This is a genomic window from Pseudoalteromonas rubra (genome assembly GCF_001482385.1).
GTDB classification, from domain to species: Bacteria; Pseudomonadota; Gammaproteobacteria; order Enterobacterales; family Alteromonadaceae; genus Pseudoalteromonas; species Pseudoalteromonas ardens.
The window spans coordinates 1,731,061-1,753,334 of sequence record NZ_CP013611.1 but is presented as its reverse complement, the minus strand read 5'-3'; the positions used below and the strand labels follow the sequence as shown (position 1 = coordinate 1,753,334).

At 47.8% G+C, this 22,274-nt stretch carries 21 protein-coding genes and 5 tRNA genes; 17 read left to right on the top strand and 9 right to left on the bottom strand.

All coding sequences use genetic code 11. From position 1 onward, the window contains the following. Positions 1 to 53: 53 nt before the first annotated feature. A complete protein-coding gene (locus AT705_RS07765) occupies positions 54 to 1,052 on the top strand; it encodes an AraC family transcriptional regulator (protein ID WP_058796147.1) in 999 nt (332 codons plus the stop codon). A gap of 63 nt (positions 1,053 to 1,115) precedes the next feature. Here the strand turns inward: AT705_RS07765 and AT705_RS25220 are convergent, their stop codons facing one another. Then, on the bottom strand, positions 1,116 to 1,289 hold the full coding sequence (locus AT705_RS25220; RefSeq protein ID WP_157576702.1) for a hypothetical protein: 174 nt from the start codon (positions 1,287 to 1,289) through the stop codon (positions 1,116 to 1,118). A 185-nt stretch (positions 1,290 to 1,474) separates the two neighbouring features. Next, on the bottom strand, positions 1,475 to 1,996 hold the full coding sequence (gene fldB, locus AT705_RS07760; RefSeq protein ID WP_058796146.1) for a flavodoxin FldB: 522 nt from the start codon (positions 1,994 to 1,996) through the stop codon (positions 1,475 to 1,477). Positions 1,997 to 2,074: 78 nt separating this feature from the next. Here fldB and xerD point away from each other — a divergent pair, with 78 nt between their 5' ends. From xerD to AT705_RS07705, 11 genes are all read left to right on the top strand, one after another. Beyond that, the gene (gene xerD / locus AT705_RS07755; protein WP_058796145.1) at positions 2,075 to 3,001 is read left to right on the top strand and encodes a site-specific tyrosine recombinase XerD; all 927 of its coding nucleotides are present in this window, start codon (positions 2,075 to 2,077) and stop codon (positions 2,999 to 3,001) included. 61 nt (positions 3,002 to 3,062) lie between these two features. Continuing rightward, on the top strand, positions 3,063 to 3,794 hold the full coding sequence (gene dsbC / locus AT705_RS07750) for a bifunctional protein-disulfide isomerase/oxidoreductase DsbC (RefSeq protein WP_058796144.1): 732 nt from the start codon (positions 3,063 to 3,065) through the stop codon (positions 3,792 to 3,794). A gap of 96 nt (positions 3,795 to 3,890) precedes the next feature. Then, positions 3,891 to 5,615, top strand: a complete 1,725-nt coding sequence (gene recJ, locus AT705_RS07745; RefSeq protein ID WP_058796143.1) for a single-stranded-DNA-specific exonuclease RecJ — start codon at positions 3,891 to 3,893, stop codon at positions 5,613 to 5,615. A 187-nt stretch (positions 5,616 to 5,802) separates the two neighbouring features. Beyond that, a protein-coding gene (prfB, locus tag AT705_RS07740) for a peptide chain release factor 2 (protein WP_125562743.1) occupies positions 5,803 to 6,901 on the top strand; the annotation gives its coding sequence in 2 pieces (ribosomal slippage) (positions 5,803 to 5,877 and positions 5,879 to 6,901; 1,098 coding nt in all). A 27-nt stretch (positions 6,902 to 6,928) separates the two neighbouring features. Further along, positions 6,929 to 8,470, top strand: coding sequence for a lysine--tRNA ligase (lysS, locus tag AT705_RS07735; RefSeq protein WP_058796142.1), 1,542 nt, complete (start codon positions 6,929 to 6,931; stop codon positions 8,468 to 8,470). A gap of 559 nt (positions 8,471 to 9,029) precedes the next feature. Further along, positions 9,030 to 9,122: transfer RNA gene (locus tag AT705_RS07730), tRNA-Ser, on the top strand. Between the two features lie 30 nt (positions 9,123 to 9,152). After that, positions 9,153 to 9,229, top strand: a tRNA-Arg gene (locus tag AT705_RS07725). Positions 9,230 to 9,287: 58 nt separating this feature from the next. After that, positions 9,288 to 9,364 (top strand) — tRNA-Arg (locus AT705_RS07720). Positions 9,365 to 9,422: 58 nt separating this feature from the next. After that, positions 9,423 to 9,499 (top strand) — tRNA-Arg (locus tag AT705_RS07715). 58 nt (positions 9,500 to 9,557) lie between these two features. Continuing rightward, positions 9,558 to 9,634 (top strand) — tRNA-Arg (locus AT705_RS07710). Between the two features lie 665 nt (positions 9,635 to 10,299). Beyond that, on the top strand, positions 10,300 to 11,472 hold the full coding sequence (locus AT705_RS07705; protein WP_058796141.1) for an exo-beta-N-acetylmuramidase NamZ family protein: 1,173 nt from the start codon (positions 10,300 to 10,302) through the stop codon (positions 11,470 to 11,472). 7 nt (positions 11,473 to 11,479) lie between these two features. On the opposite strand, the gene AT705_RS07700 is transcribed toward AT705_RS07705, so the two are convergent. Next, positions 11,480 to 12,328, bottom strand: a complete 849-nt coding sequence (locus tag AT705_RS07700; protein WP_058796140.1) for a MurR/RpiR family transcriptional regulator — start codon at positions 12,326 to 12,328, stop codon at positions 11,480 to 11,482. Positions 12,329 to 12,558: 230 nt separating this feature from the next. Between AT705_RS07700 and AT705_RS07695 the strand changes: the two genes are divergently transcribed. Further along, entirely contained in the window at positions 12,559 to 13,935 is a 1,377-nt protein-coding gene (locus tag AT705_RS07695) for a Na+/H+ antiporter NhaC family protein (RefSeq protein WP_058796139.1), read from the top strand. Positions 13,936 to 13,974: 39 nt separating this feature from the next. Here AT705_RS07695 and AT705_RS07690 read toward each other — a convergent pair whose 3' ends face one another. The 3 genes from AT705_RS07690 to AT705_RS07680 all read right to left on the bottom strand — a co-directional run bounded on the left by AT705_RS07690 (position 13,975) and on the right by AT705_RS07680 (position 15,844). Further along, positions 13,975 to 14,577 (bottom strand): hypothetical protein, encoded by a 603-nt coding sequence (locus tag AT705_RS07690; RefSeq protein WP_058796138.1) that lies wholly within the window; start codon positions 14,575 to 14,577, stop codon positions 13,975 to 13,977. After that, entirely contained in the window at positions 14,570 to 15,124 is a 555-nt protein-coding gene (locus tag AT705_RS07685) for an RNA polymerase sigma factor (RefSeq protein ID WP_058796137.1), read from the bottom strand. Before AT705_RS07685 ends, AT705_RS07690 begins: the two co-directional genes overlap by 8 nt. A 72-nt stretch (positions 15,125 to 15,196) precedes the next feature. Next, complete coding sequence (locus AT705_RS07680) at positions 15,197 to 15,844, bottom strand: energy transducer TonB (protein WP_058796136.1); 648 nt, start codon at positions 15,842 to 15,844, stop codon at positions 15,197 to 15,199. A gap of 200 nt (positions 15,845 to 16,044) precedes the next feature. Here AT705_RS07680 and AT705_RS07675 point away from each other — a divergent pair, with 200 nt between their 5' ends. Next, positions 16,045 to 16,551 (top strand): DUF3087 domain-containing protein, encoded by a 507-nt coding sequence (locus tag AT705_RS07675; RefSeq protein ID WP_058796135.1) that lies wholly within the window; start codon positions 16,045 to 16,047, stop codon positions 16,549 to 16,551. 58 nt (positions 16,552 to 16,609) lie between these two features. Here the strand turns inward: AT705_RS07675 and AT705_RS07670 are convergent, their stop codons facing one another. Genes AT705_RS07670 through AT705_RS07660 form a run of 3 tightly spaced genes read right to left on the bottom strand, consistent with a single transcriptional unit; the run spans position 16,610 to position 19,864 of the window. Next, positions 16,610 to 18,118 carry a sensor domain-containing diguanylate cyclase gene (locus AT705_RS07670; RefSeq protein ID WP_237113796.1) on the bottom strand — a complete coding sequence of 503 codons (1,509 nt, stop codon included), beginning with the start codon at positions 18,116 to 18,118 and terminating at the stop codon, positions 16,610 to 16,612. Between the two features lie 40 nt (positions 18,119 to 18,158). Beyond that, positions 18,159 to 18,635: a hypothetical protein gene (locus AT705_RS07665; protein WP_058796133.1), complete on the bottom strand. Its 477-nt coding sequence runs from the start codon at positions 18,633 to 18,635 to the stop codon at positions 18,159 to 18,161. After that, a complete protein-coding gene (locus AT705_RS07660) occupies positions 18,635 to 19,864 on the bottom strand; it encodes a hypothetical protein (protein ID WP_058796132.1) in 1,230 nt (409 codons plus the stop codon). Before AT705_RS07660 ends, AT705_RS07665 begins: the two co-directional genes overlap by 1 nt. Before the next feature lie 364 nt (positions 19,865 to 20,228). Here AT705_RS07660 and AT705_RS07655 point away from each other — a divergent pair, with 364 nt between their 5' ends. The 3 genes from AT705_RS07655 (at position 20,229) to AT705_RS07645 (ending at position 22,274) form a co-directional block, all read left to right on the top strand. Then, positions 20,229 to 20,861, top strand: coding sequence for a GTP cyclohydrolase II (locus tag AT705_RS07655; protein ID WP_058796131.1), 633 nt, complete (start codon positions 20,229 to 20,231; stop codon positions 20,859 to 20,861). A 151-nt stretch (positions 20,862 to 21,012) separates the two neighbouring features. Beyond that, complete coding sequence (locus tag AT705_RS07650) at positions 21,013 to 21,807, top strand: BPSS1780 family membrane protein (protein WP_058797931.1); 795 nt, start codon at positions 21,013 to 21,015, stop codon at positions 21,805 to 21,807. Further along, entirely contained in the window at positions 21,807 to 22,274 is a 468-nt protein-coding gene (locus AT705_RS07645; protein WP_058796130.1) for a regulatory protein RecX, read from the top strand. Before AT705_RS07650 ends, AT705_RS07645 begins: the two co-directional genes overlap by 1 nt.

The window sequence follows — 22,274 nt, the reverse complement described above, 5'->3', positions numbered from 1 at the left end:
AGGATTATCTGGCAATCTTGCGAATAGGCGACGTAATTTTGTCCAAATGCGACATGGAAAATACTTTAGATAAAAACTATTTCAGCAGTGTACAGCTCTATCTGGAGCAGCTAGGCTGGTTGCACGAAAACAGCAATAGGCACAAAAGTAACACGGACGCTGAGCAGAATGCGAGGATCCCTTTGGCTGAGTATGAGCAGGTATTGCAAGCTGGGGCTGAGCTGACTAACGATCCTTTGTTTGGCTTTCACCTGGGCCAGCAGATCCAGCCTGCGGATTATGGTGTGCTGGGCTACCTGGTTGAAAGCTGTGAAAACTTGCATCAGGCGCTGATGGCGCTACTCAGATACGACCAGCTCGTGGCCAGTATAGGGCAAGCGCAATTTCATCAACAGGATGAGTGGGCTGTTATTGCCTGGGTGCCAAACTCACGAACTTCTCGTCATGTGATTTTGCGTAATATGACCGCCTGGGTTGCCTCAGTGCGTGCCTTGTTAACGCAACAGTCAACGCCAGAGCGGGTTGACTTAACCTGCTCATTAAGTAGGGCTGAGTGCTCAGAGCTGGCATTATGGTTTGGTTGTCCTGTGGTCGGTAATCAGCATTGTAATCAGATTGTGTTTCAGCACACTTATCTGTCGTTGCCGTTCAGGCGGGCGAATTGCATTATGCATGAGGCGTTACAGCGTCTGTCAGATAAAGCGCTGGCACAACTTCAGCAGCATCATACCGTGGCGACACAGCTTCGTATCATACTGGCTGCCCGTCGCGATCTCAGTGATTGTCAGCTGGACAGGCTGGCTGGTGAATTAAATAAATCGGTGCGTCAGGTACAAAGGCAGCTTAAGCAATTCAATACCAGTTACTCGCAGTTACTGACCGAAGAGCGGCTCAGGCGAACTCAAGATCTCCTGGGTACCATGCCACTTGCCGAGCTGGCAAGAGAGTTAGGGTTTAACGAACAAGCTGCATTCAATAAGGCGTTTAAGCGCTGGTTTGGGTGTTCTCCTGGAAAGTTCAGCAAACAAAAGCAAAACACGGAGGATTTCTGAGTAGGATTGGACACTGAGTACAACATAAAACGGGACGTTTACAGTCCCGTTATCCTGCCTGTTTTACCAAGTGATACAGACAGAGCCACCACCGTTGATTTGTTTGTCCATATGGCAGGCTGCGCCGCCTGAACATGCACCCTGACCACCACCAATGCGAGGCGTCATTTTGTTGTTGATTGATTGCGGTTGCTGAGACAAGTTCTTATAGTTCTTTTTGTTTAGGTTAAGCTTCATGATTAGTCCTTTTTATGATTGAGTTGATGAATGACAGCCAGGGCGATTACAGTTAAGGTGCAAAGGCTGTACAAAATCCATACTGAACTATAAAGCGCTATTTGTATATACGGTTTGTTAATGAATGTAAATAATGTGTTTTTGATCTGCCAGGCAGGAATATGGCAGATCTGAGAGGGGATAAATTACAATGACTCGCTGTATTGTGTCATGATTTGTTCAATCCAGGTGGCAATTCGTTCATCGCTTTTTTCGTACTGGCTGTCCTCGTCCAGCGCCAGGCCCACAAACTGGCTTTTGTCTTCAGTTAGTGCTTTGGATGCTTCAAACTCATAGTCGCTGCTATTTGGCCAGTACCCCAGAAAGTTGACACCCTGTGGCGCAATTTTATCGTGCAACATACCCAGTGCGTCTTGGAACCATTGTCCATAGCCCTGTTGATCACCCATACCAAATAATGCGATGGTTTTCCCGGCGAGGTTGACCTGATCGATGTCGTCCCAGTGTGACTCCCAGTCTTCTTGTAACTCGCCAAAGTCCCAGGTTGAGATACCGAAGATCACAAAGTCGAACTGCTCTGCATTTTTCAAAGGCTCGTCTTTGATATTGTGGAGCGACAGGATGTCTTTACCCATGATCTCCTGCATCTTTTCTGCTGCCATTTCTGTGTAGCAGGTAGTTGAACCGTAAAATAACCCGATCTGCATAGTAGTCTTCGCTCAATTGGCTGTTATTATATGGCGCGAAGTCTACCTTATGGTGTAACGAATTGATACAGGCGGCCCGTGACCGATATAGAATTATCTGACCCAGCCACGCACAGTAACAGTGAGCTGATTGAATCTTTCCTGGATGCGCTCTTTCTTGAGCAAGGACTCAGTGACAACACCCTGGCTGCCTATCGGGCTGACCTGGATAAGTTTGTCCGATATGTCGTGGCCAATCTGAATGATAAACCATTGCTGGCCATCAATAGCGCAGATGTGGAGGCCTATCTGGCCTATCGGGTCGACCAGGGGTTGAAACCGCGCAGTACCGCGCGGGCAATGAGTGCCCTTAAGCGCTTTTACGCCTATTGGGTGAGCAAACAGGTGCTCCCTGCCAGTCCTCTGACACATATCGCGCAGCCCAAGTTATCACAGTTGTTGCCTAAAACCCTCAGCGAGCAGGAAGTTGAGGCTCTGCTCAATGCGCCAGATGTGGCAGAGCCTATGGGTCTCAGAGACAAAGCTATGCTGGAATTGTTGTACGCAACGGGATTGCGGGTTACCGAACTGGTGGGGCTGCGGATGGAACAAATTAATCTACGTCAGGCCGTTTTACTGGTTCGTGGTAAAGGTGGCAAAGAAAGACTGGTCCCGATGGGCGAGGAAGCATTGCATTGGGTCGAACAATTTTTAAAGGTTGGACGCGCTCAAATGGTGAAGCATGCGAATGATTTTGTCTTTGTCTCAAAGCGCGGTATCGGCATGACCCGGCAAACTTTTTGGCATCGTATCAAACACTATGCTATGTTGGCAGACGTTAAGTCACCGTTATCGCCACACACGCTGCGTCATGCGTTTGCAACACATTTGCTAAATCATGGGGCGGATCTTCGCGTTGTACAAATGATGTTAGGCCATAGCGATTTGTCGACAACCCAGATTTATACGCATGTTGCCAGTGAGCGACTCAAATCGCTTCATCAGCAACATCATCCTAGGTCGTGATGGAATTTATTTGCAGTAATCCGGTCCTAGTGATTAACAAGAGCAATTTTACGAGAAAAACATGAAAAAGTTACTTTTAGCAGCGTCGCTCGCTTTTAGTGTCGGTGCCTTTGCCGAGACAACAGAAGAAGTTTCACCAATGGCGGTTAGCCCCATCGCATCTCAGTTTGCGGATCTGGGCTTATCAGTCAAAAGTGTGTCAGACAGCCCCATCTCTGGCCTTAAGACTGTGATCACAGACAAAGGGGTATTCTATGCAAGCCCTAACGGTCAGTATCTGGTTCAGGGAACTATGATTGATGTGACGAACCGTCGTAACATCACTGAAGATGCACTCAGTGGTGTACGTAAAAGTGGTGTCGCTGAGTACCAGGATTCGATGATCGTGTACAAGGCGGAAAATGAGAAACACCAAATCACGGTCTTTACTGACATTACCTGTGGCTACTGCCGTAAGCTTCACCGTGAGCTGGATGATTACCTGGCGGCGGGCATTACCGTTAAGTATCTTGCGTTCCCTCGCGGTGGTCTGAGTGGCAATGGTTATAAGAGCCTGATGAATGTGTGGTGTGCGGACGATGCCGCATCAGCCATGACTGAAGCGAAGGCAGGTAATGAAGTACCGGACGTGAAAAATTGTCAGGCTCCGGTTGCTGAGCACTACCAGCTAGGCCAGAGTTTTGGCATTTCTGGTACTCCGGCCATTGTGCTGGAAGACGGCAGTATGATCCCGGGCTATCAGCCAGCAGACGCATTGGCAAAAATGTTAGACCAGGCGAGCAAAAAATCTTAAATCTGAGGTATACTCTCAGCGTTTCTAAAAAGGCCTGCGGGCCTTTTTTGCTTTGTGGAGGTTTACTTCACGCCATCAGGTAGTTCAGAGAGTGTTATGCAAACAGAGATCCGACCCAGATTACGTGTCGATGACAGTCATTTACCCGCCCATCTTCATCCTGTCATTAAACAAATTTATGCCGCAAGGGGTGTAAAAGAGGCCGAGGAGCTTGATAACAGTGCAGCGACTTTGCTGGATTTTCGTTTGTTCCGGGATATGGATAAAGCCTGTGCGTTACTAGAAACAGCATTACACCAGCAGCAAAGTATACTCATTGTGGGCGACTTTGATGCCGATGGCGCAACCAGTACCGCTGTGTTGATGGAGGGGCTACGGCTGTTTGGCCTGCAGCAAGTCGATTACCTGGTTCCTGATCGTTTTAGTTTGGGCTATGGCTTAAGCCCGGCACTGGCAGAGCAAATTGTTCAGCTTGCCCCTCAACTGGTGATCACCGTTGATAATGGTATCTCTTGTCTGGCAGGGATAGACATCGTCAAGCAGGCTGGTATTGCTGTTCTGGTCACCGATCATCATTTGCAGGGTGAGCAACTGCCGAATGCCGATGCCATCGTTAATCCCAACCGCCACGACTGTCAGTTTCCCTCTAAATCGATTGCGGGTGTTGGCGTGGCGTTTTACTTGCTGGTGGCATTTCGCCATCATTTGCGCTCCGCGGGCTATTTTGAGCGCCAGGGTCTGACTCAGCCTAACCTGGCATCTTTGCTGGATATCGTGGCATTGGGGACGGTCGCGGATGTTGTTGCCCTGGATGCCAACAACCGCACTTTAGTACATCAAGGACTGGCGCGTATTCGTAAAGGACAAACCCGGCCTGGGATCCGTGCTTTGATTGAAGTGGCAAATCGCACTGCAGCCCGGCTTAACGCCAGTGACTTTGGGTTTGCACTGGCGCCGAGGTTGAATGCCGCAGGTCGGCTGGACGATATGAGTCTCGGTATTGCTTGTTTATTGTCTAAAGAAGAGCATCAGGCACGGCGCATTGCCGTGCAACTGGATAGCCTGAACCAGGAACGACGAGAAATAGAGCAGGGCATGCAGCAAGAAGCTCAGGCGGTACTTGAGCGTTTGGTTGCAGCACAGCAGAGTATTCCAGATGCGGTCTGTTTGTATCAGGATGACTGGCACCAGGGGGTAATTGGGATCCTGGCGGGCAGATTGAAAGAGAAATATCATCGCCCGGCAATTATTTTTGCTCAGGGTGACAATGATGAAATTAAAGGGTCTTGTCGTTCGATTGAAGGTTTGCATATGCGTGATTTGCTGGAGCAGATAAATACATGCCATCCAGACTTAATCGTGAAATTTGGTGGCCATGCTATGGCAGCAGGGTTAACCATTAAAGAAGCGGACTTTGCAGACTTTAAACGGACCTTTGAAACTCTGGTCAGTGCGACGTTGAGTGAAGAGCACAAGCAATCTGTGTTGCTGACCGATGGAGCCTTGCCCGCCGAGTGCTTTAACATGGATTTTGCCATGTTGCTGCAACAGGCAGGGCCCTGGGGTCAGCATTTTCCTGAGCCGGTATTCAGCGGCGTGTTCGAGCTAGTGCAACAACGCATTGTCGGAGAGAAACATCTCAAGCTGGTGCTTAAACACCCCAGTGGTAAATTGGTTGATGCCATTGCGTTTAACATAGATGTTCGGGCCTGGCCAAACACCTCGGCACAGATGGCAGAGTTAGCATATCAGCTGGATATCAATGAGTTTAGAGGTAAGTTTACCTTGCAGTTGATAGTTCGGGAGATCCGTGCCTGCTAACATTTGCGAGAAAGGTATAAAATGTTCTCTTCAAGGGCTGATATCTGAGCCCATTATTTGTTAGTATTGGCCGTTTAGACCGCTTGTATAATGTGTTGAGACACAGTGGTCGCAAAATTTTCAGTCCGGTGGCCACTTTAGGTGGGTCATTGGTTGCGTCACCATCACGTAAATTGGAGTAATGTGAATGTTTGAAGTGAATCCTGTGATTAATCAAATCAAGGAAATTCGCGAGCGTACTGAGCTTCTTCGGGGGTATCTTTGACTATGCTCTGAAACAAGAGCGGTTAGAAGAAGTTAATGCGGAACTGGAAGATCCGGCAGTCTGGAATGAGCCTGAGAAGGCACAGGCATTGGGTCGCGAAAAATCCAGTCTGGAAACTATCGTTGAAACCATAGACAACCTGGTGAGCGGTGCAGATGATGCAGAAGGTCTGGTTGAGCTGGCTGTAGAAGCCGAAGACGAAGAGACCTTTGCGGAAGCTGAGCAAGAAGTGCAAGGCCTGAATGCCCAGCTCGAAAAGCTGGAGTTCCGCCGTATGTTCTCTGGCGCACAAGACAGCAACGATGCCTATCTCGATCTGCAAGCCGGTTCCGGTGGTACAGAGGCTCAGGACTGGTGCAACATGTTGTTGCGTATGTATCTGCGCTGGGCAGAAGCGAAAGGCTTTAAAACCGAAATCGTTGAAGCAACCGATGGTGATGTGGCAGGTATCAAAGGGGCTACGCTGCGTGTAAGCGGCGAGTATGCTTATGGCTGGCTGCGCACAGAAACTGGTGTACATCGTCTGGTCCGCAAGAGTCCATTTGACTCAGGTGGTCGTCGTCACACCTCGTTCGCCTCGGCATTCGTGTATCCGGAAATTGATGACAACATTGAGATTGACATCAACCCGGCAGATTTACGTATCGACGTATATCGTGCTTCGGGCGCGGGTGGTCAGCACGTTAACCGGACAGAGTCTGCGGTACGTATTACGCACTTGCCAACGAACACTGTGGTGCAGTGTCAGAACGACCGTTCACAGCACAAAAACAAAGATCAGGCAATGAAACAGTTAAAAGCAAAACTGTTTGAACTTGAGCTGCAAAAGCAAAATGCTGAAAAGCAGGCTCAGGAAGATGCCAAATCTGACATCGGTTGGGGCAGCCAGATCCGTTCTTACGTACTGGACGACTCGCGTATTAAAGACCTGCGCACCGGTGTTGAGAACCGTAATACCCAGGCGGTATTGGACGGTGATCTAGACAAATTTATCGAAGCCAGCCTGAAATCAGGCCTATAATCAACAAGCTAAACTAAGAGCTAAAAAATGACAGAGCAAATCCAAGACGAGAATAAACTCATTGCTGAGCGTCGTGCTAAATTGGATGCAATTCGTGATAATTGCAGTGCCAATGGCCATCCGAACACCTTCCGCCGTGAAGACTATACGGCTGATCTACAGGCTAAGTTTGGTGATAAGTCTAAAGAAGAGCTGGTTGAGTTAGATCATCAGGTCTCTGTGGCTGGCCGCATCCTTGCTAAGCGTGGACCATTTTTGGTTCTGCAAGACATGAAAGGTCGTATCCAGGCTTACGCGTCTAAAGATGTACAAAAAGAGCTGAAAGCCAAATATGGTCAGCTCGACATTGGCGACATCATTGGTGTGTCTGGTCCGCTGCACAAATCAGGTAAAGGCGATTTATATGTTGATATGGTCCACTATGAACTACTGACTAAATCGCTGCGTCCGCTACCAGAGAAATTCCATGGCTTAACGGATCAGGAAGCCAAGTATCGTCAGCGCTATGTTGATCTGATCACTAACATGGAAACGCGTGAGACCTTCCGTATTCGCTCTAAAGTGATTGAAGGTATTCGTCGCTTCCTGGCTGAGCGTGACTTTATGGAAGTTGAAACGCCAATGCTACAAGTGATCCCTGGCGGTGCAACGGCACGTCCGTTTGTGACGCACCACAATGCGCTGGACATCGACATGTATCTGCGTATCGCACCTGAGCTTTACCTGAAGCGCCTGGTGGTTGGTGGCTTTGATCGTGTATTCGAGATCAACCGTAACTTCCGTAACGAAGGCCTGTCGACTCGCCATAACCCGGAATTCACTATGATTGAATTCTATCAGGCATACGCAGATTACAAAGATCTGATGAACCTGACAGAAGACATGCTGCGTACCGTTGCACAGGACGTACTGGGTACGACCATTGTGACTAATACCGTTAAGAACGCAGAAGGCGAAGTTCTTGAAACCATCGAGTACGACTTTGGTAAAGCGTTTGAGCGCCTGTCTATGGCTGATGCGATCATCAAATATGGTCCGGACGCTGAAGCCTCTGCCCACATCTTTAAAGATCCAGAAAACCACTTTGAAGAGTTGGTGGCCTACGCGAAGAAAGTACACGTGAAGATCCCTGAAAAATGTGTATGGGGTGCCGGTAAATTTTTATGTGAAATCTTTGAAGAAACGGCTGAGCACAAACTGATCCAGCCGACTTTCATCACGGAATACCCGTGGGAAGTTTCGCCGCTGGCACGTCGTAATGACGAAAATCCGTTTATCACTGATCGTTTTGAATTCTTCGTAGGTGGACGTGAACTGGCAAACGGCTTCTCAGAGCTGAATGATGCAGAAGATCAGGCAGCGCGTTTTGCACGTCAGGTTGAAGAGAAAGACGCTGGTGACGACGAAGCAATGCACTTTGATGATGACTACATCCGCGCGCTGGAGTATGGCTTACCGCCAACGGCTGGTGAGGGGATTGGTATCGACCGTCTGGTGATGTTATTTACCGACTCTCCGACTATCAAAGACGTTATCCTGTTCCCGCATATGCGACCTCAGGCTGACTAGTCCGGTTACATTGAATGTACAATTGAGAAAAGCGCCTAAGGCGCTTTTCTTTTATCTATGTAAGACATATCTGCTAAACGTCAGCTGAGCTCTCAATATATTTATAAAACTTCAGTAAGAACAAGGGTTAGAAACAGAGAAGGTGTACCGAAGTGCTATTGGGAAATGGTTGCTAGTTGGGTACGAGTGGCATATCAGACTTTTTAGCCTATACTGCTTTGGTTATGAAAGGATGCAAATGAACTCAGACCATGTCGCAACAAAAATCAAAATCACAGCACGAACAAGCCAGGATGAATTATTGTCGTAGCTGTATCAGCGAATTTCAGCGTTTAGGCTATGTAGATGCCTTTATTGCTGAAGAAAGCACGCGTAAGCAAACTCTTTTGGACCACTATAATATACAGTCAGGCCCTAAAAGTGACTAATTTATGACAAAATAATCGACAAAGCGCCTTAAAATAGACCAAGCTGAACAATCTATCACCATACAGTGCTTTTTTACAAGAAAAGTATTTGACATATTTTCACGGTTCTATATTATACGCCCCACAAAGACGGAGAGGTGGCCGAGTGGCTGAAGGCGCTCCCCTGCTAAGGGAGTATAGGGTTTGTAGCCCTATCGAGGGTTCGAATCCCTCCTTCTCCGCCATTTATTAAAATGGTGCCTTTGTAATAAGACGGACGCGTAGCTCAGCTGGATAGAGTACCTGGCTACGAACCAGGCGGTCGGAGGTTCGAATCCTCCCGCGTCCGCCACTTTTCTTAAGTGGTTAAATAAAAAGAAGCACATATCAAGTGTTAAACATGATAAAACGGACGCGTAGCTCAGCTGGATAGAGTACCTGGCTACGAACCAGGCGGTCGGAGGTTCGAATCCTCCCGCGTCCGCCACTTTTCTTAAGTGGTTAAATAAAAAGAAGCACATATCAAGTGTTAAACATGATAAAACGGACGCGTAGCTCAGCTGGATAGAGTACCTGGCTACGAACCAGGCGGTCGGAGGTTCGAATCCTCCCGCGTCCGCCACTTCTCTTAAGTGGTTAAATAAAAAGAGGCACATATCAAGTGTTAAACATGATAAAACGGACGCGTAGCTCAGCTGGATAGAGTACCTGGCTACGAACCAGGCGGTCGGAGGTTCGAATCCTCCCGCGTCCGCCACTTCTTCTTCAAGAAGTGATCAATCAACCGACGAAAGTCGGTTTTTTTGTGTCTGAAATTTGGTGTGAGTTACTTCAGCTGGATAGAGTACCTGGCTACGAACCAGGCGGTCGGAGGTTCACTCTCCACAAAAGACGTCCCGCGTCCGCCACTTCTTCTTCAAGAAGTGAGCAATCAACCGACGAAAGTCGGTTTTTTTGTGTCTGAAATTTGGTGTGAGTTACTTCAGCTGGATAGAGTACCTGGCTACGAACCAGGCAGTCGGAGGTTCACTCTCCACAAAGGACGTCCCGAGCCCGCCACTTCTTCTTCAAGAAGTGAGCAATCAACCGGCGAAAGTCGGTTTTTTTGTGTCTGAAATTTGGTGTGAGTTACTTCAGCTGGATAGAGTACCTGGCTACGAACTCAGCGGTCGGAGGTTCACTCTCCACAAAAGACGTCCCGCGTCCGCCACTTCTTCTTCAAGAAGTGAGCAATCAACCGACGAAAGTCGGTTTTTTTGTGTCTGAAATTTGGTGTGAGTTACTTCAGCTGGATAGAGTACCTGGCTACGAACCAGGCGGTCAGGGCTCGATTTTTAAGATTTCTTCCGTCGTAAATATTTGCAAAGGTGAGCCATCGCACCGCACAATCTCGACACTGTTTGCTTTCCCCTGAGAACTTTTGTGCGCCAGACTATCCATGCTTTTCTGATGCTGATGATTATCATCAGTGTGCTCCTTTGCTCATTTCAAACACGGGCGATTGAGGTTGCTGCCGAACGCGGTGACCTGTACCTGCCAATGCTGGAAGGCAAACGGGTTGGTTTGGTGGTGAATCAAAGTGCACGAGTACGTGATCAACACTTGCTGGATTATCTGACAGACAATCAGGTGAATGTGGTCCAAATCTTTGCACCAGAGCATGGATTTCGGGGCAACAAAGGAGCAGGTGTTTACATCACGGATGGTAAAGACACAAAAACGGGCGTGCCAATTGTTTCCTTGTACGGTACAAACAAGAAACCAAAGCCAGCACAGCTGGCAGATATTGATATTCTGGTATTTGATATTCAGGATGTGGGTGTACGCTTTTATACCTACCTCAGCACATTGTTTCTGACGATGGAGGCGGCGCAGCAAAGTGGCGTCAGCTATCTGGTACTGGACCGGCCCAATCCGAATATTGCCTATGTCGATGGCCCGGTATTGGATGAACGTTTTCGCTCTTTTGTTGGTATGCTGCCTGTGCCCGTCTTGCATGGTATGACGCTGGGTGAGCTGGCCTTGATGAGTGTCGGTGAGGGGTGGTTAGACAGCAGTATAATGCTTGATCTGACGGTTATCCCGGTTGCCAGTTACAGTGCAAAGGATGACTATACGCTACCCATAGCGCCGAGCCCTAACTTACCTAACCAGCGCGCTATTTATTTGTACCCTTCGCTATGTTTATTTGAGGCGACGCGCGTTTCTGTGGGTCGAGGTAGTGATTTTCCGTTTCAGGTATTTGGTCATGATCATATCCGGCTTGGCACCTTGGCTTTTTCGCCACGTTCTATACCCGGTGCAGCCATGCACCCTAAGCTAAAAGGCAAAACGGTTTATGCCAGAGATTTACGCTATTCTCAGCAGCGCGGTCTGTCGTTAGACTGGTTAGTGCAGGCCTACAGTGCATTTGAGCAACACCCTGAGGCATTGATTAATTCACCGGGGTTTTTTGACAAACTGGCGGGAACGGATGTGATCCGCCTGGCACTGACACAGGGCTTGAAAGCACACCAGATAGAAGCCATCTGGGCGCAGGAAGTACAGGCGTTTAAGACACGCCGCCTGCCTTACCTGCTGTATGAGCGGGAATAAAACGATCTCAGTCGTTAAAAATCGCGCGCATATTATCATTTGCCCGCTCAACCCTGCGTTGCCAGTGCAAGTTAGACTGAGCCAGGGCAACAAAGAGCGTATCAATGAGGTAGCATTGGGATGCCCGGGTGAGTATCGCGCTGTGATTAACTGGCTCAGCCTCTTGTACGGTAAACAAGACATGCTCCGCCATTTCACTGAGCTGAGAGTCGCCGTAGCGCGTGATAGCACACAAACGGCACTCATTGCGTTTCGCCTGTTCGGCCAGTTTCAGAAGTGCTTTTGTCTGACCTGAATTGCTGATCACAACCAGCAGATCCTCTTTGCCCATCGACGCGACATAGCTGGCTGCATTATATTCATCGCTGTGACATACCGCAGAAATGCCTACTTTTTGTAGTTTAAAGGCAAAATCTTGCGCAACAGACCAGGATGCACCTTTGGCGCAGATCAGTACTTTGCGTGCCGCTTTTAAGGTCTGCACCGTGCGCTCAAATTCTGAGTCATTATTGAGTTTCTGAGTTGCACTCAGCGTTTTGTGTTGATTGGCGATGAGCTTTTCGCTGATATCAGCCAGCGAATCGCTTTGCTCAAACTGTGTGGAGCGAGATGCCTGCTCGGAAGTTTGCTCATTCAGTGCATCCACAACCGCGAGTTTGAAAGCCGGAAAACCCCGGTACCCCAATTTTTGTGCAAACTTTACGACACTGGACTGACTGACGCCGGCAGCCTTGGCCAGTTCAATGGACGACAAGGTGCGGATCTGGGTCCCCGAATTTAGGGTAAAGTCGGCGAGTTTTGCCTCACTTTGTGAGAGAGTTGGCCTTAATGCCTTTATTTTAATAAAAGTAGACATGCGCTTCACTTGGTAACCTGTACTGACAGAGATGTCCATATTATAGGTTCAAAGTGAACAATGTAATAGATCAGAAAGATATATTATTGCGCTTTTTAATCTGGTTGGTACCTAAAAAAGTTCTTTTTGTTGCGTTTGTAAATTCAGCTGCGAAAAGCTTGGTTTTTTCCCCGCAACTAATTAAGCTAACAGGTTTACAGCCTGATCTAATAATTAGTAATAGGGAACCTATGTCCTGGTATTCGATTTTACCGCCTTTGATAGCCATTGCCGTGGTGTTTTGGCGCAAAGAGGTCATTGTGGCGCTTATCCTGGCGTTGATCTCGTCGGAATTTCTGCTCGCGCTAAACGGTGGTGGTAACGCGCTATTTTCCACCTTTATTAATAGTATTGAGCGCATCGTGAGCGTTGCCACCTCTCCCGGAAACAATCGAATTTTGCTGTTTAGTATCGTGATTGGTGCGCTACTGGCTTATATCAGGGAATCAGGTGGCGTCGGTGCGACAGTAAATAAACTGCTGAACATTGGCGTTGCCAAAAGCAAGCGTCAGGTTGGTCTGCTGACCATGTTCACGGGGATGGCCGTGTTTATTGAGTCTAACATGAGTGTGCTGACCTCAGGGATCGTATCCCGGGGACTGTTTGATAAATTCAAAATGAGTCGCGCACGTTTGGCTTATATTATCGACAGCACCAGTGCCCCTGTGTGTATTCTGATTCTGCTAAATGGCTGGGGCGCGTATGTGTTGGGTCTGTTGAGTAATTATGAGCTGGAGCAATCGGCGGTCAGTATTTTGTGGGGCAGTGTGGCATTTAATTTTTATGCCATCATTGCATTGTTGATAGTGTTTTACACCATAGTATTTGACAAAGTACATGGCCCAATGAAAGTGGCAGAACAGGCGCTGGCAAAGCAGGACCAGGAAATAGACAAAGGGCCGGCTGCCAGTAAAGCGCGCTTTATGTTAGTGCCATTGGCGACACTTATCATCAGTATGCTGGGTTTTATGTTGTGGACTGGTGGGGGGGAACTGGCTCAAGGCAGTGGCTCTAAATCGGTTTTGTATGCCACAGTATTGGCAACGGCGGTAGCCTACTTACTGCTGCTCAAAGCTCGTCATTTTACGCATCAACAGCTGGTTGATGTGGGCTTCAAAGGTATGGGAGAACTGCTGCCTTTGGTGAGTATCGTATTGTTGTCACTGACGCTGGGGGCAAGTTTAAAAGAGTTAGGCACTGGGGTGTTTGTTGCCTCTTTAGTGGGAGATTACTTACCGGTTTACTTCATTGTGCCTGTGTTGTTTTTAACTGGCGCCGTGATGTCGTTTACGACGGGCACGTCCTGGGGCACTTTTGCCATTCTTATCCCGATAGGCGTGCCATTGATCCAAACCTTGGGGCTGCCACCATCGCTGGTTGTCGGCGCAATTCTCAGCGGCGGCATTTTCGGCGATCACTGCTCACCGATTTCAGATACCAGCGCCGTGTCAGCGCTGGCATCTGGCTGCGATCTGCTGACTCACGTGAAAACGCAACTGCCTTATGCGATGGTCGGTGGTGTATTGGCCCTGATCAGCTTCTTCGTTGCCAGTATCGTAATGATTTAAATATCGTCTTTTGCCAGCCTTGCTCTGAGGCTGGCGAGGTTAAGGACAGGCATATACTTTGCCAGGAGCTGCTGCGATGGTCGTTAAGTGGCCATCCGTATTTTTATCCAGCGCTAACATCTGTCCTGGTGACATGCCTGACAACATTACGTCGTCTTGCAGTGCTGCGAGCACTGAATGTTTAATTTCCAAAAGCGTTTTGTTGCGGCAGTCGGCAACAAACCAGGTATTGGCGTCACTGTGCACCAGTCGTCCATAAAAGCGTTGCTCGCTAAGTTGTTGATGCTGTTGTTTAAATTGCTTATCTAAAGTCTGCTTTTGGGCCCGAAGCTGAGTAACGTAGTGGCCCTGTTCGACACTGTGAGTTTCAACCTGTTCATAATCATCAAAACTCAGGGCGTATAAAGCTTGCGCCGATTGCTGGCGCTGCTCCTGAGATAGCATGACTGTCGCCAACACCATGAGTGCCCCGCATGCTAAAACCCACTGGCCTCTTTGCCACCAGCTTATCTGTTTCGCGCTGGTATTGGCTGCGCGACACACTTGCTTGAGCTGGCGCTGCTCAAGTGCCGAAGGCCTGTGCTGTTGCTTCGCGTGTTGATAGGCCTGCTTGAGCCGATCTGCCTGCGATTTGTCACTCATCATCTTCTCCTAATACGTGCTTAAGCGCTGTGCGGGCATAACGCAGGCGCGTTTTTATGGTTTCTTGCGGGGCGTCAGTGATACTGGCGATTTGTTGCAAGGAAAAACCTTCCAGTTGCAGGCTTATGGCTTCTTTTTGCTGTAGTGGCAGTAATAAAATCGCATCGTACAAGGATTGATGTGACCGTACACTGTGCTCTGCCGGAACAGATAGCTGCTGTTCCGTGTGTTCCATATAGGTCAGCCGGTTTTGTTTTCGCAACTCGTCGATCAGCGCGTTTCGGGCCAGCTTGAATAAAAAGGCTTTCGGTGCCTGGCTGGTATGATAGGCCTGACGTTTTTCAACGACGGTTAGCCAGGTTTTCTGACATACGTCTTTGGCCAGTTCGCTGTCACCTTGGGTCAACAAAAAGTGATATAAATCGTGATTATATTTGTCTATCGCCAGTTCCAGGTACTTGTTGTCTCCGCTCAATTTAAACTCATATAAAGGGTCGGCAGGCTCGGATTCGTTTGCCGACAGCCAGTTTTTCAAAGCAAGTAGCATAGGCAGGTCCTTGTTTTTATTGTTTGGTGCCTGGTTGCACCAGGAAAATAAACCCGGTGCCCAGTCTAGATATTAATTCTGGTTTAGCTTGAACTCCAGCACGACTTTTTGTCCGGGCAGTCGCTGGGGCTGACCATTCACGACTTGAGGGCGGTATTTCCAGCGCTTTAAGGCTTTTAATGCCTCACGGTTGAATACACGTTTAGGTTCAGCATTAGCGACTCTGGCATCGACTACTTCGCCTGTTTCAGAAATTGTAAAATGCAGTTCAACCCACCCCTCCATGCCATCACGTGCAGCGACAGTCGGGTAACGAGGCTCAATTCTGACGATGGGCGTTGCCTGCATATCGGTTGGTTTCATCGATGAGCCCATTTGTATAGGGCCTGTTTCGACGACCGGCGCACTGCCAAGCCCGTTTAACGCCACGGTTGGCGTTTCTGCATTCACCGTTGGTTTAGGCGGGGCTTTTGGCACTGGTTTAGGCGGTGGCGGCAGTTTTTGGATCGTTTCAACAGGCGTATCTTGCTTTACTTCGGGAAGAAAAACGGGTGTATAGGTAATGGGGGCTTGTTTAAACTCCAGATCCTGACTGATTAAGTGCTGCATAAAAGCGAAGGCAGCAAAAGTTACTCCACAGGCCCCCAAAAACGACAATAATACCTTATTCAGGGTCTGGTAAGGGCGAGGCGGTTGTTCTGCTAGAAATTGACCGTTCATAAGCATGCTCCTTGATGATTTATCAGTAAAACGGTACTGAGGTCAAAAAGGGGTGAACTAGTTAGCGTTTTTTTTCCCGATTACGTTAGAATGCGCAAAATAACTGAACAGACCTACCTGATTACCTGGTCATCATTACAGGCTAAGCGGGGCGTAACAGCCTAGCCTGCGTGATAGTTTTACAGTATGTGGGAGAAAAGATGCAATTACTGGACATAGATAAAGCACGTTACAGAAAACACCTGAACATAGTGATCGCGGCCTGTATTGCGGCCCTGGTCGCTGGCAGCTTAGGGTTTGCCCGGATTTTGATTGTTGCTTTCCCGGATCCGGATGGGAGTCACTTCCATTGGAACCTCACAGGGGTTGTGTTGACGTGTGTGATAATCGCTGCGGTACTCAAACAAGTGCAGTATCACCCGTTCATGTATGAAGTGAACTATGTCTGGCAGCTCAAACAGGCGCTGAATAAGGTTACCCGAAAAATGGCCAAAGTTAAGGTGGCCGCACAGCAGGGCGATGTGGATGCCATGCTTGCCATGCAGTTTAGTTACAGTGGTTCGCGTCAATTATGGCAGCTTGACGATAATACGTTGACGATGGAAGAGCTGGGCATCTGGCAGGCAGAGCTCGATGTGCTGACCAAGCAATATCAGGTAACACTCGATTTGGCCCGGTACGACTCGGCCTTGTTAGATAAGTTCTGAGGGCGATTCAATAAGAAAGGTGGCTCAGTCAGAGTAATGCTGAGCCATGCAACTGTGCTCAATTGGAATAAAAGGTAAAGTTATTCCTGGAGGTCTTTTTAATGCTGTACATTGCGACGTCAGCACATTCCACCAGGCCTTTTAGATTTTCTGCATGCTGAGGGAAGTGTGCAATACCGATACTGGCACCCACCACCAGTTCGGTCAGTCCTTCACGATGTTCAAATGGCATAGGCTGATTGATTGCTTCGAGCAATGTTTGAGCAAGGCGTGTAAGCTCTTGTTGGGTGATATCCATCCGGGCAATCAAAAATTCATCTCCTCCCCAGCGACAAACCAGATCAGTGGTGCCCATAATGTTAGATAATTGACTGGCTACGTGTTTGAGCAGTGCATCTCCGGCGTTGTGACCATAAACATCGTTAATTGGTTTAAATTTGTCTAAGTCTATGAGCAGCAGGCTAAATGTACATTGATTATCTATCCAGTCAAGTAACATGAGCTCGGCACCATAGCGATTATACAGCCCTGTAAGGCTGTCCCTTTGCGCACGCTTGTTGAGCTGGTTGAGCATGGTCTTGCGTAGAGTAATATCGGCAAGGAACACCTGAAAGTACCATTTTCCGTCGCTGAGTGTATTAAGTACGATAATGCTCAACCATACTGTGGTTTGAGTTAGTGGATTAATGAACTCAAATTCAGACTGCATCACCTGTTTTTGTTTGATGCTGTTTTCAGTGAAGGTGTAGAGAATATCCGGGGTTTTACAGTACAACCCGAGATTTTCAGGAAATCGCTCGTCTATGTCTATGCCCATGCCAACCAGTAGATCTTTTGCTGCATCGTTGATCAACAAAATATCGCCTTCGTCTTTTACCAGTAAGGTGGGCGAAGACGACTGCTCAAACATCAACCGAAAGCGTTTTTCCAGTTCCACGACTTCTGCTCTGAGACTTCGCTCTTGTTCAAATAGCACTTCGGCTTTGTCCAGCAGGGTGTTGATCCCCAGCTCAATACGGCCTATCTCATTATGTTGAGGGTGTTTGTCTACTCTTAGGCGCTGAGCACTGCCCGGGAGAATTTTCGCTAATTGTTTGCCGACATGATTCAGTGGTCGGGTAACTTGCCAATAAACTAGGGCCATCAGTAAGATTATGATGGGCAAGATCACGACCAGCATGGTTCTGACGCCGCCCAGTGCGATATTTTGCGCGTTCTGTTCAATGATTTGGGTATTTGGCGCGATATGTATTAAGCCGATGTGCTCGGATAGAAAAAAAGGGTTAACCAGTTCGATTTGAATGCTGCCCGGACCACTGTGTAAGATGCTCTTGGCCAGCAAAGTATCTTTACTTACGAGTGCAGCTGATAAAATAACATCGTTGCTCACTAACCCATTAACGACTTCCGTGGCGAGGTCTTTGTCTTCAAGATAGGCGGCAATAGACGCAGTGGACGACACGGTTTTCCCTATTTGCATAACCGTATCGCTGGCACGGGCCAGCTCTTCATCAAATACATGCCGATAATATAGTTTTGCGTAGATCACACTGAAAAGTAGCGTCACCAGACTCAGTAAAAGAGTTAGCCGTGTGATTAAGCTGTGTTTATTGAACAAAACGATACACCACTTTAACGTCCTCAGTAACTGTAGTTGCAGGCACATAACCTATTGCATCGGGCGTAGATGCGACTTCTTCAAGTATAGCGTCGATTGATTGATGTGCTTGTGGAAAAGAGGCCTTACCACTAAATTTTACCTGTGACCAGTATGCATTTATCTGATTAATAGGCCGTCCTGTTAACGAAGTCAGAAAAAAAGTACGTAAAGGATGTCCCTGCTCATAGTCTAGGACCTTAGCCAAGGTACCGTCCGGAAAGGCGGTGTATTTGCCCATATAGAGATCAACCAGCTGATGCTGGGAGATCTGCTGATTAGGATTGTCTTTGTGTACAATCACCACCAAAGGGTCAGTTGCGCCAGCGGTAAAGCTGGTGAACAGCATCACACTTAAGATCAGTCTGAAGAATACTCTCAGCCTTGCTAGATTACGCTGAATACTTGATAGTACTTGTCGCCGCATCAGAACACCCAATTCAGACTGAGTCCAAGTGACTGAAAATACCTATCATGATCTCCAGACGATAAGTTCTTGTGAAGGTAAAAGGCCGATGGTAAGTGGTTGGCCTGGGTGTGATCAAGTTGGATTTTCGCTGCTAGCGTAGAAGTCAGAACGCGTCGCCAGCTTATCGACCAGGTATGCTGATCTATCAGGTAAAAATTGGTGTGACGTATCACGCCATGATAGAGCGCATCGAGCTGGGGCGTAGTCACTAAAGGTCCAGGATCAACACGGTTGTTAGATTTTGCTGCACTGAGTGTCAGTAACCAGGTGTCGTCATCGTGGTGTGTGCCGACACTGATGTAGCCTGCTTTTAAATGATTGAGCACCTCAGAATCTGAGTCGATATAGGCGAGCTCACTTTGTAAAATCCAATGGCTATCATCGTAGTGGGCTCCGAGCGTAAAGTAATTAAATCGTTTGCCTTTTATGAGCAAGGATTCAATGAGTGCCTGGCGTGTCGGCCAGATGACGCTCGGTATTTGCTGTATAGCGCTGAGTAATTGAATCTGCTGTTCATTCGTGTTGCCGGCTTGGGTAGTGGTAAAATTGCTTCGCAGCAGCCAGTTTTGGGTTTGCAGCGACAGGTTCATGCCATATATAGATTTCAGCTCAACATCCCAGATAAAATCCTCGTCACTGATTATCGGTGCGTTTGAACGTCCGGCGAACAATTTGTAAGTCAGGACACTTTGTTCAAGTGGATAGGTATAAGTGACATCAATGCCATCCAGATTCTGATGTGGCACAACCGCGTAAAACTCAGTGGGTGGGTGGCCGTAGTTAAATGCAAAGCCAATATCCCGATACTCCGTCATCATATAGAGATCGAGGCCTGTACGGCCAATGCGAAATTGCCAGTTAGGTGTCAGGGTGTAGCGAGCAAAAGCCATCTGAATGAGGTAATCAAGCTTGTATTCTTTGCGCTCTTTGAGTACGGTTTGCGCCACCCACTGCAGTTGCGAAGACGATTGCCATTCGAACTGTAAGCCAATGGAGGAGTTGGCAAAGCTGGGCTCACCTAAATAGCTGGCGTCGGGCTGCGAGATCACATGCCGGATCCCGGCCGTCTGAGAGTTACTTATGTTGATATCTAATGTGGCAAAGCCATCTACTTTTAACTGATCTGCCTGCGAAGGTAGCGCAAGGCACCAGATCAGGGATAAAAACATCACAATTTTCGAGCGCATCAGTTACCATTACGATATTATTTAAGTAGAAAATGCACAAGTGCGATTGGCACTGGGCAATTCTGATATCAAATCCGCTTAATTAAGCAGCCAATCTTACAATGAGGAACGTTCGGCAATAACGCAGTAAAAATTTGCTATTTATTTGTTATAAATGAGAAATTTTTAATCTGTAGCTGCCTGATAGATGCGCTCTAATTGGTTGTAAATTAGTCAGGTTTGATATTGATAGCTTAGCGGTGATCGGTGTATTTTCCAGTATTTAGTCTGAGGACTTGTAACTGGGTGACTTAGCCACCATATAGTCAGTTACAGTATTTTTTGTGATATTATCACATCTTTGCAATTAGGTATTTTAGTAGTCGTGGCACAAGTAAGAGCAAGAGTTGAGCTGAATGTTGGGCAGCGTAGTCATATTCCCGCAGAAATCGTCTCATTTGAAGGGTTACAAGACGGCCAGGAACACGTTGCCCTGGTGTTTAATCGTGCCGATAGCAAGCAGCCAGTACCGCTGATTAGAATGCACTCAGAATGTTTAACGGGTGATGTATTTCATTCTTCACGGTGTGATTGTGGTGAACAGCTTAATGAAAGCATCGAAGCGATGCATCAGCAGGGCGGTGTGTTGCTATATTTGCGTCAGGAAGGCAGAGGGATAGGGCTGTATAATAAGATCGACGCATACGTGCTACAGTCACAAGGCATGAATACCTATGAAGCGAATAATCACCTCGGGTTCGATGATGACTTACGTGACTTTTCGGATGCGGTACTGATGTTGCAGGCACTTGGTCTGGACCACGTTCGCCTGATGACCAATAACCCCCGTAAGCTAAATGCACTCAGAGATGCCGGGATTGAGGTTGAGGAAGTGGTGGGCACGCATGCGCATGTTAAAGTGGGTGTGGCCGGCAACAAAAATTACCTTGAGACCAAAGTAAAACATGGCTCGCACACGTTAGATATAAAGAAGATCAAAAAGCCGGATGAAATCTAGGCCGCTGGCAACCCTCTGGTCGGTCGGTTTTGTCGATTGGCCAGATTCGACTCAGATGTTGTAGGTAACGAGTTGAAATTTCCCCCATCTGACCTTTTAAGTCCTTCCTTGACCCAGTATAATCGGTCTGTTTCACAATGAATTGATGAATATGCCAACAGAATTTAAAACGTTTACCGCAGGGTTTGGCTTGCAATGGCTTAAAGCCGGATGGATTATTTTCAAGTCTCAACCTTTTACCTTTGTCATGATGTACCTACTCATGGTTGTTGTGAGTCTGGTGCCTTTTGTCTTTCCGCCATTGCAGCTCGCGGCTGTACTGGTGTCGCCTTTTCTGACCGCAGGTTTTTATCTGGCAGTGGTGAAAAAACAGCAGGGTGAGGCGATTACACTGGCCGACATCTTAGTGCCTTTTTCAACTAAAGGCCGCCGTCTTAATTTGTTTCGCTTTGGTTTGTACCAAATGGGGGTTGCGCTGTTACTGAGTGCGTTACTGGGCGTATTGTTTGGTCCTGCACTGGAAGTATTACAGAATGTGAGTGAGCACAGTGATCAAGCGCAAGTGCTGGCGCAGGTCATGGCGCAGATAACCATTGCAGATATAGCGATTTTTGTTGTTATACAATCGCTGGCGATGATGGCCTTTGCCTATGCGCTACCGCTGGTATTTTTCCGCGATGAACCCCGTATTATTCAGGCGATGAAACAGTCTTTGTTGGTGTTTTATCACAATATGGCTCCGTTGACTGTATTTGGGGTTTTGGTGGCGCTATTAATGCTGCTATCTGTTCCCATGTCGCTGGTACCACTGTTGGTGGTGATGCCCATTGCCTACATCGGGTTTTTTATCTCGTTTCAGGCCATGATGTCTGTCTCTGAGCCGCCTGCATCAAGTGACGATACACCGCCGCAGCAGCAACAGCAAAACGGCCGGTTTGACGCCTGATGGAACAACAAGAGCATGAAAAAAAGCTGAAGAATTATGCGCTATGGCTTTTGTCCAGGCAGGAGTATTCCCGTCAGCTAATTGCTCAGAAGTTACGGGTAAAAGAGGCAGAAGAGACGTATATCACACGTTTACTTGACTGGCTTGAATCGCTTGGCTATCTCGACGATAAGCGCTATTGCGCCAGTTTCTTGTCACAACAAGTGGCCAAGGGACTCGGTGAAAAACGTGTTATGATGGATGCGCAGCGCAAAGGTGTCGACAAATCATATTTACAGCACTTAATAGAAGAACAAGAAGTCGACTGGTTTAGCGTAGCGTTGCGTGCCTACGAGAAAAAGTACAGCCGGTCGGCAACTCAATTGGATTATAAAGAGAAGTCAAAACGAATTCGCTACATGATGTCGCGCGGATTTCGTTATGACGAAATAGATTATGCTATCGAGGCACACTCACACGGTGAGTAA

Bases quoted from the DNA above. Each gene is read 5' to 3' on its own strand.
- AT705_RS07690 (WP_058796138.1), bottom strand. From the start codon at position 14,577: ATGAGTGACAAATCGCAGGCAGATCGGCTCAAGCAGGCCTATCAACAC.
- AT705_RS07675 (WP_058796135.1), top strand. From the start codon at position 16,045: ATGCAATTACTGGACATAGATAAAGCACGTTACAGAAAACACCTGAAC.
- AT705_RS07660 (WP_058796132.1), bottom strand. From the start codon at position 19,864: ATGCGCTCGAAAATTGTGATGTTTTTATCCCTGATCTGGTGCCTTGCG.
- AT705_RS07765 (WP_058796147.1), top strand. From the start codon at position 54: ATGGAAAATACTTTAGATAAAAACTATTTCAGCAGTGTACAGCTCTAT.
- fldB (WP_058796146.1), bottom strand. From the start codon at position 1,996: ATGCAGATCGGGTTATTTTACGGTTCAACTACCTGCTACACAGAAATG.
- dsbC (WP_058796144.1), top strand. From the start codon at position 3,063: ATGAAAAAGTTACTTTTAGCAGCGTCGCTCGCTTTTAGTGTCGGTGCC.
- AT705_RS07695 (WP_058796139.1), top strand. From the start codon at position 12,559: ATGTCCTGGTATTCGATTTTACCGCCTTTGATAGCCATTGCCGTGGTG.
- AT705_RS07700 (WP_058796140.1), bottom strand. From the start codon at position 12,328: ATGTCTACTTTTATTAAAATAAAGGCATTAAGGCCAACTCTCTCACAA.
- AT705_RS07645 (WP_058796130.1), top strand. From the start codon at position 21,807: ATGGAACAACAAGAGCATGAAAAAAAGCTGAAGAATTATGCGCTATGG.
- recJ (WP_058796143.1), top strand. From the start codon at position 3,891: ATGCAAACAGAGATCCGACCCAGATTACGTGTCGATGACAGTCATTTA.
- lysS (WP_058796142.1), top strand. From the start codon at position 6,929: ATGACAGAGCAAATCCAAGACGAGAATAAACTCATTGCTGAGCGTCGT.
- AT705_RS07685 (WP_058796137.1), bottom strand. From the start codon at position 15,124: ATGCTACTTGCTTTGAAAAACTGGCTGTCGGCAAACGAATCCGAGCCT.
- AT705_RS25220 (WP_157576702.1), bottom strand. From the start codon at position 1,289: ATGAAGCTTAACCTAAACAAAAAGAACTATAAGAACTTGTCTCAGCAA.
- AT705_RS07665 (WP_058796133.1), bottom strand. From the start codon at position 18,635: ATGCGGCGACAAGTACTATCAAGTATTCAGCGTAATCTAGCAAGGCTG.
- AT705_RS07650 (WP_058797931.1), top strand. From the start codon at position 21,013: ATGCCAACAGAATTTAAAACGTTTACCGCAGGGTTTGGCTTGCAATGG.
- AT705_RS07680 (WP_058796136.1), bottom strand. From the start codon at position 15,844: ATGAACGGTCAATTTCTAGCAGAACAACCGCCTCGCCCTTACCAGACC.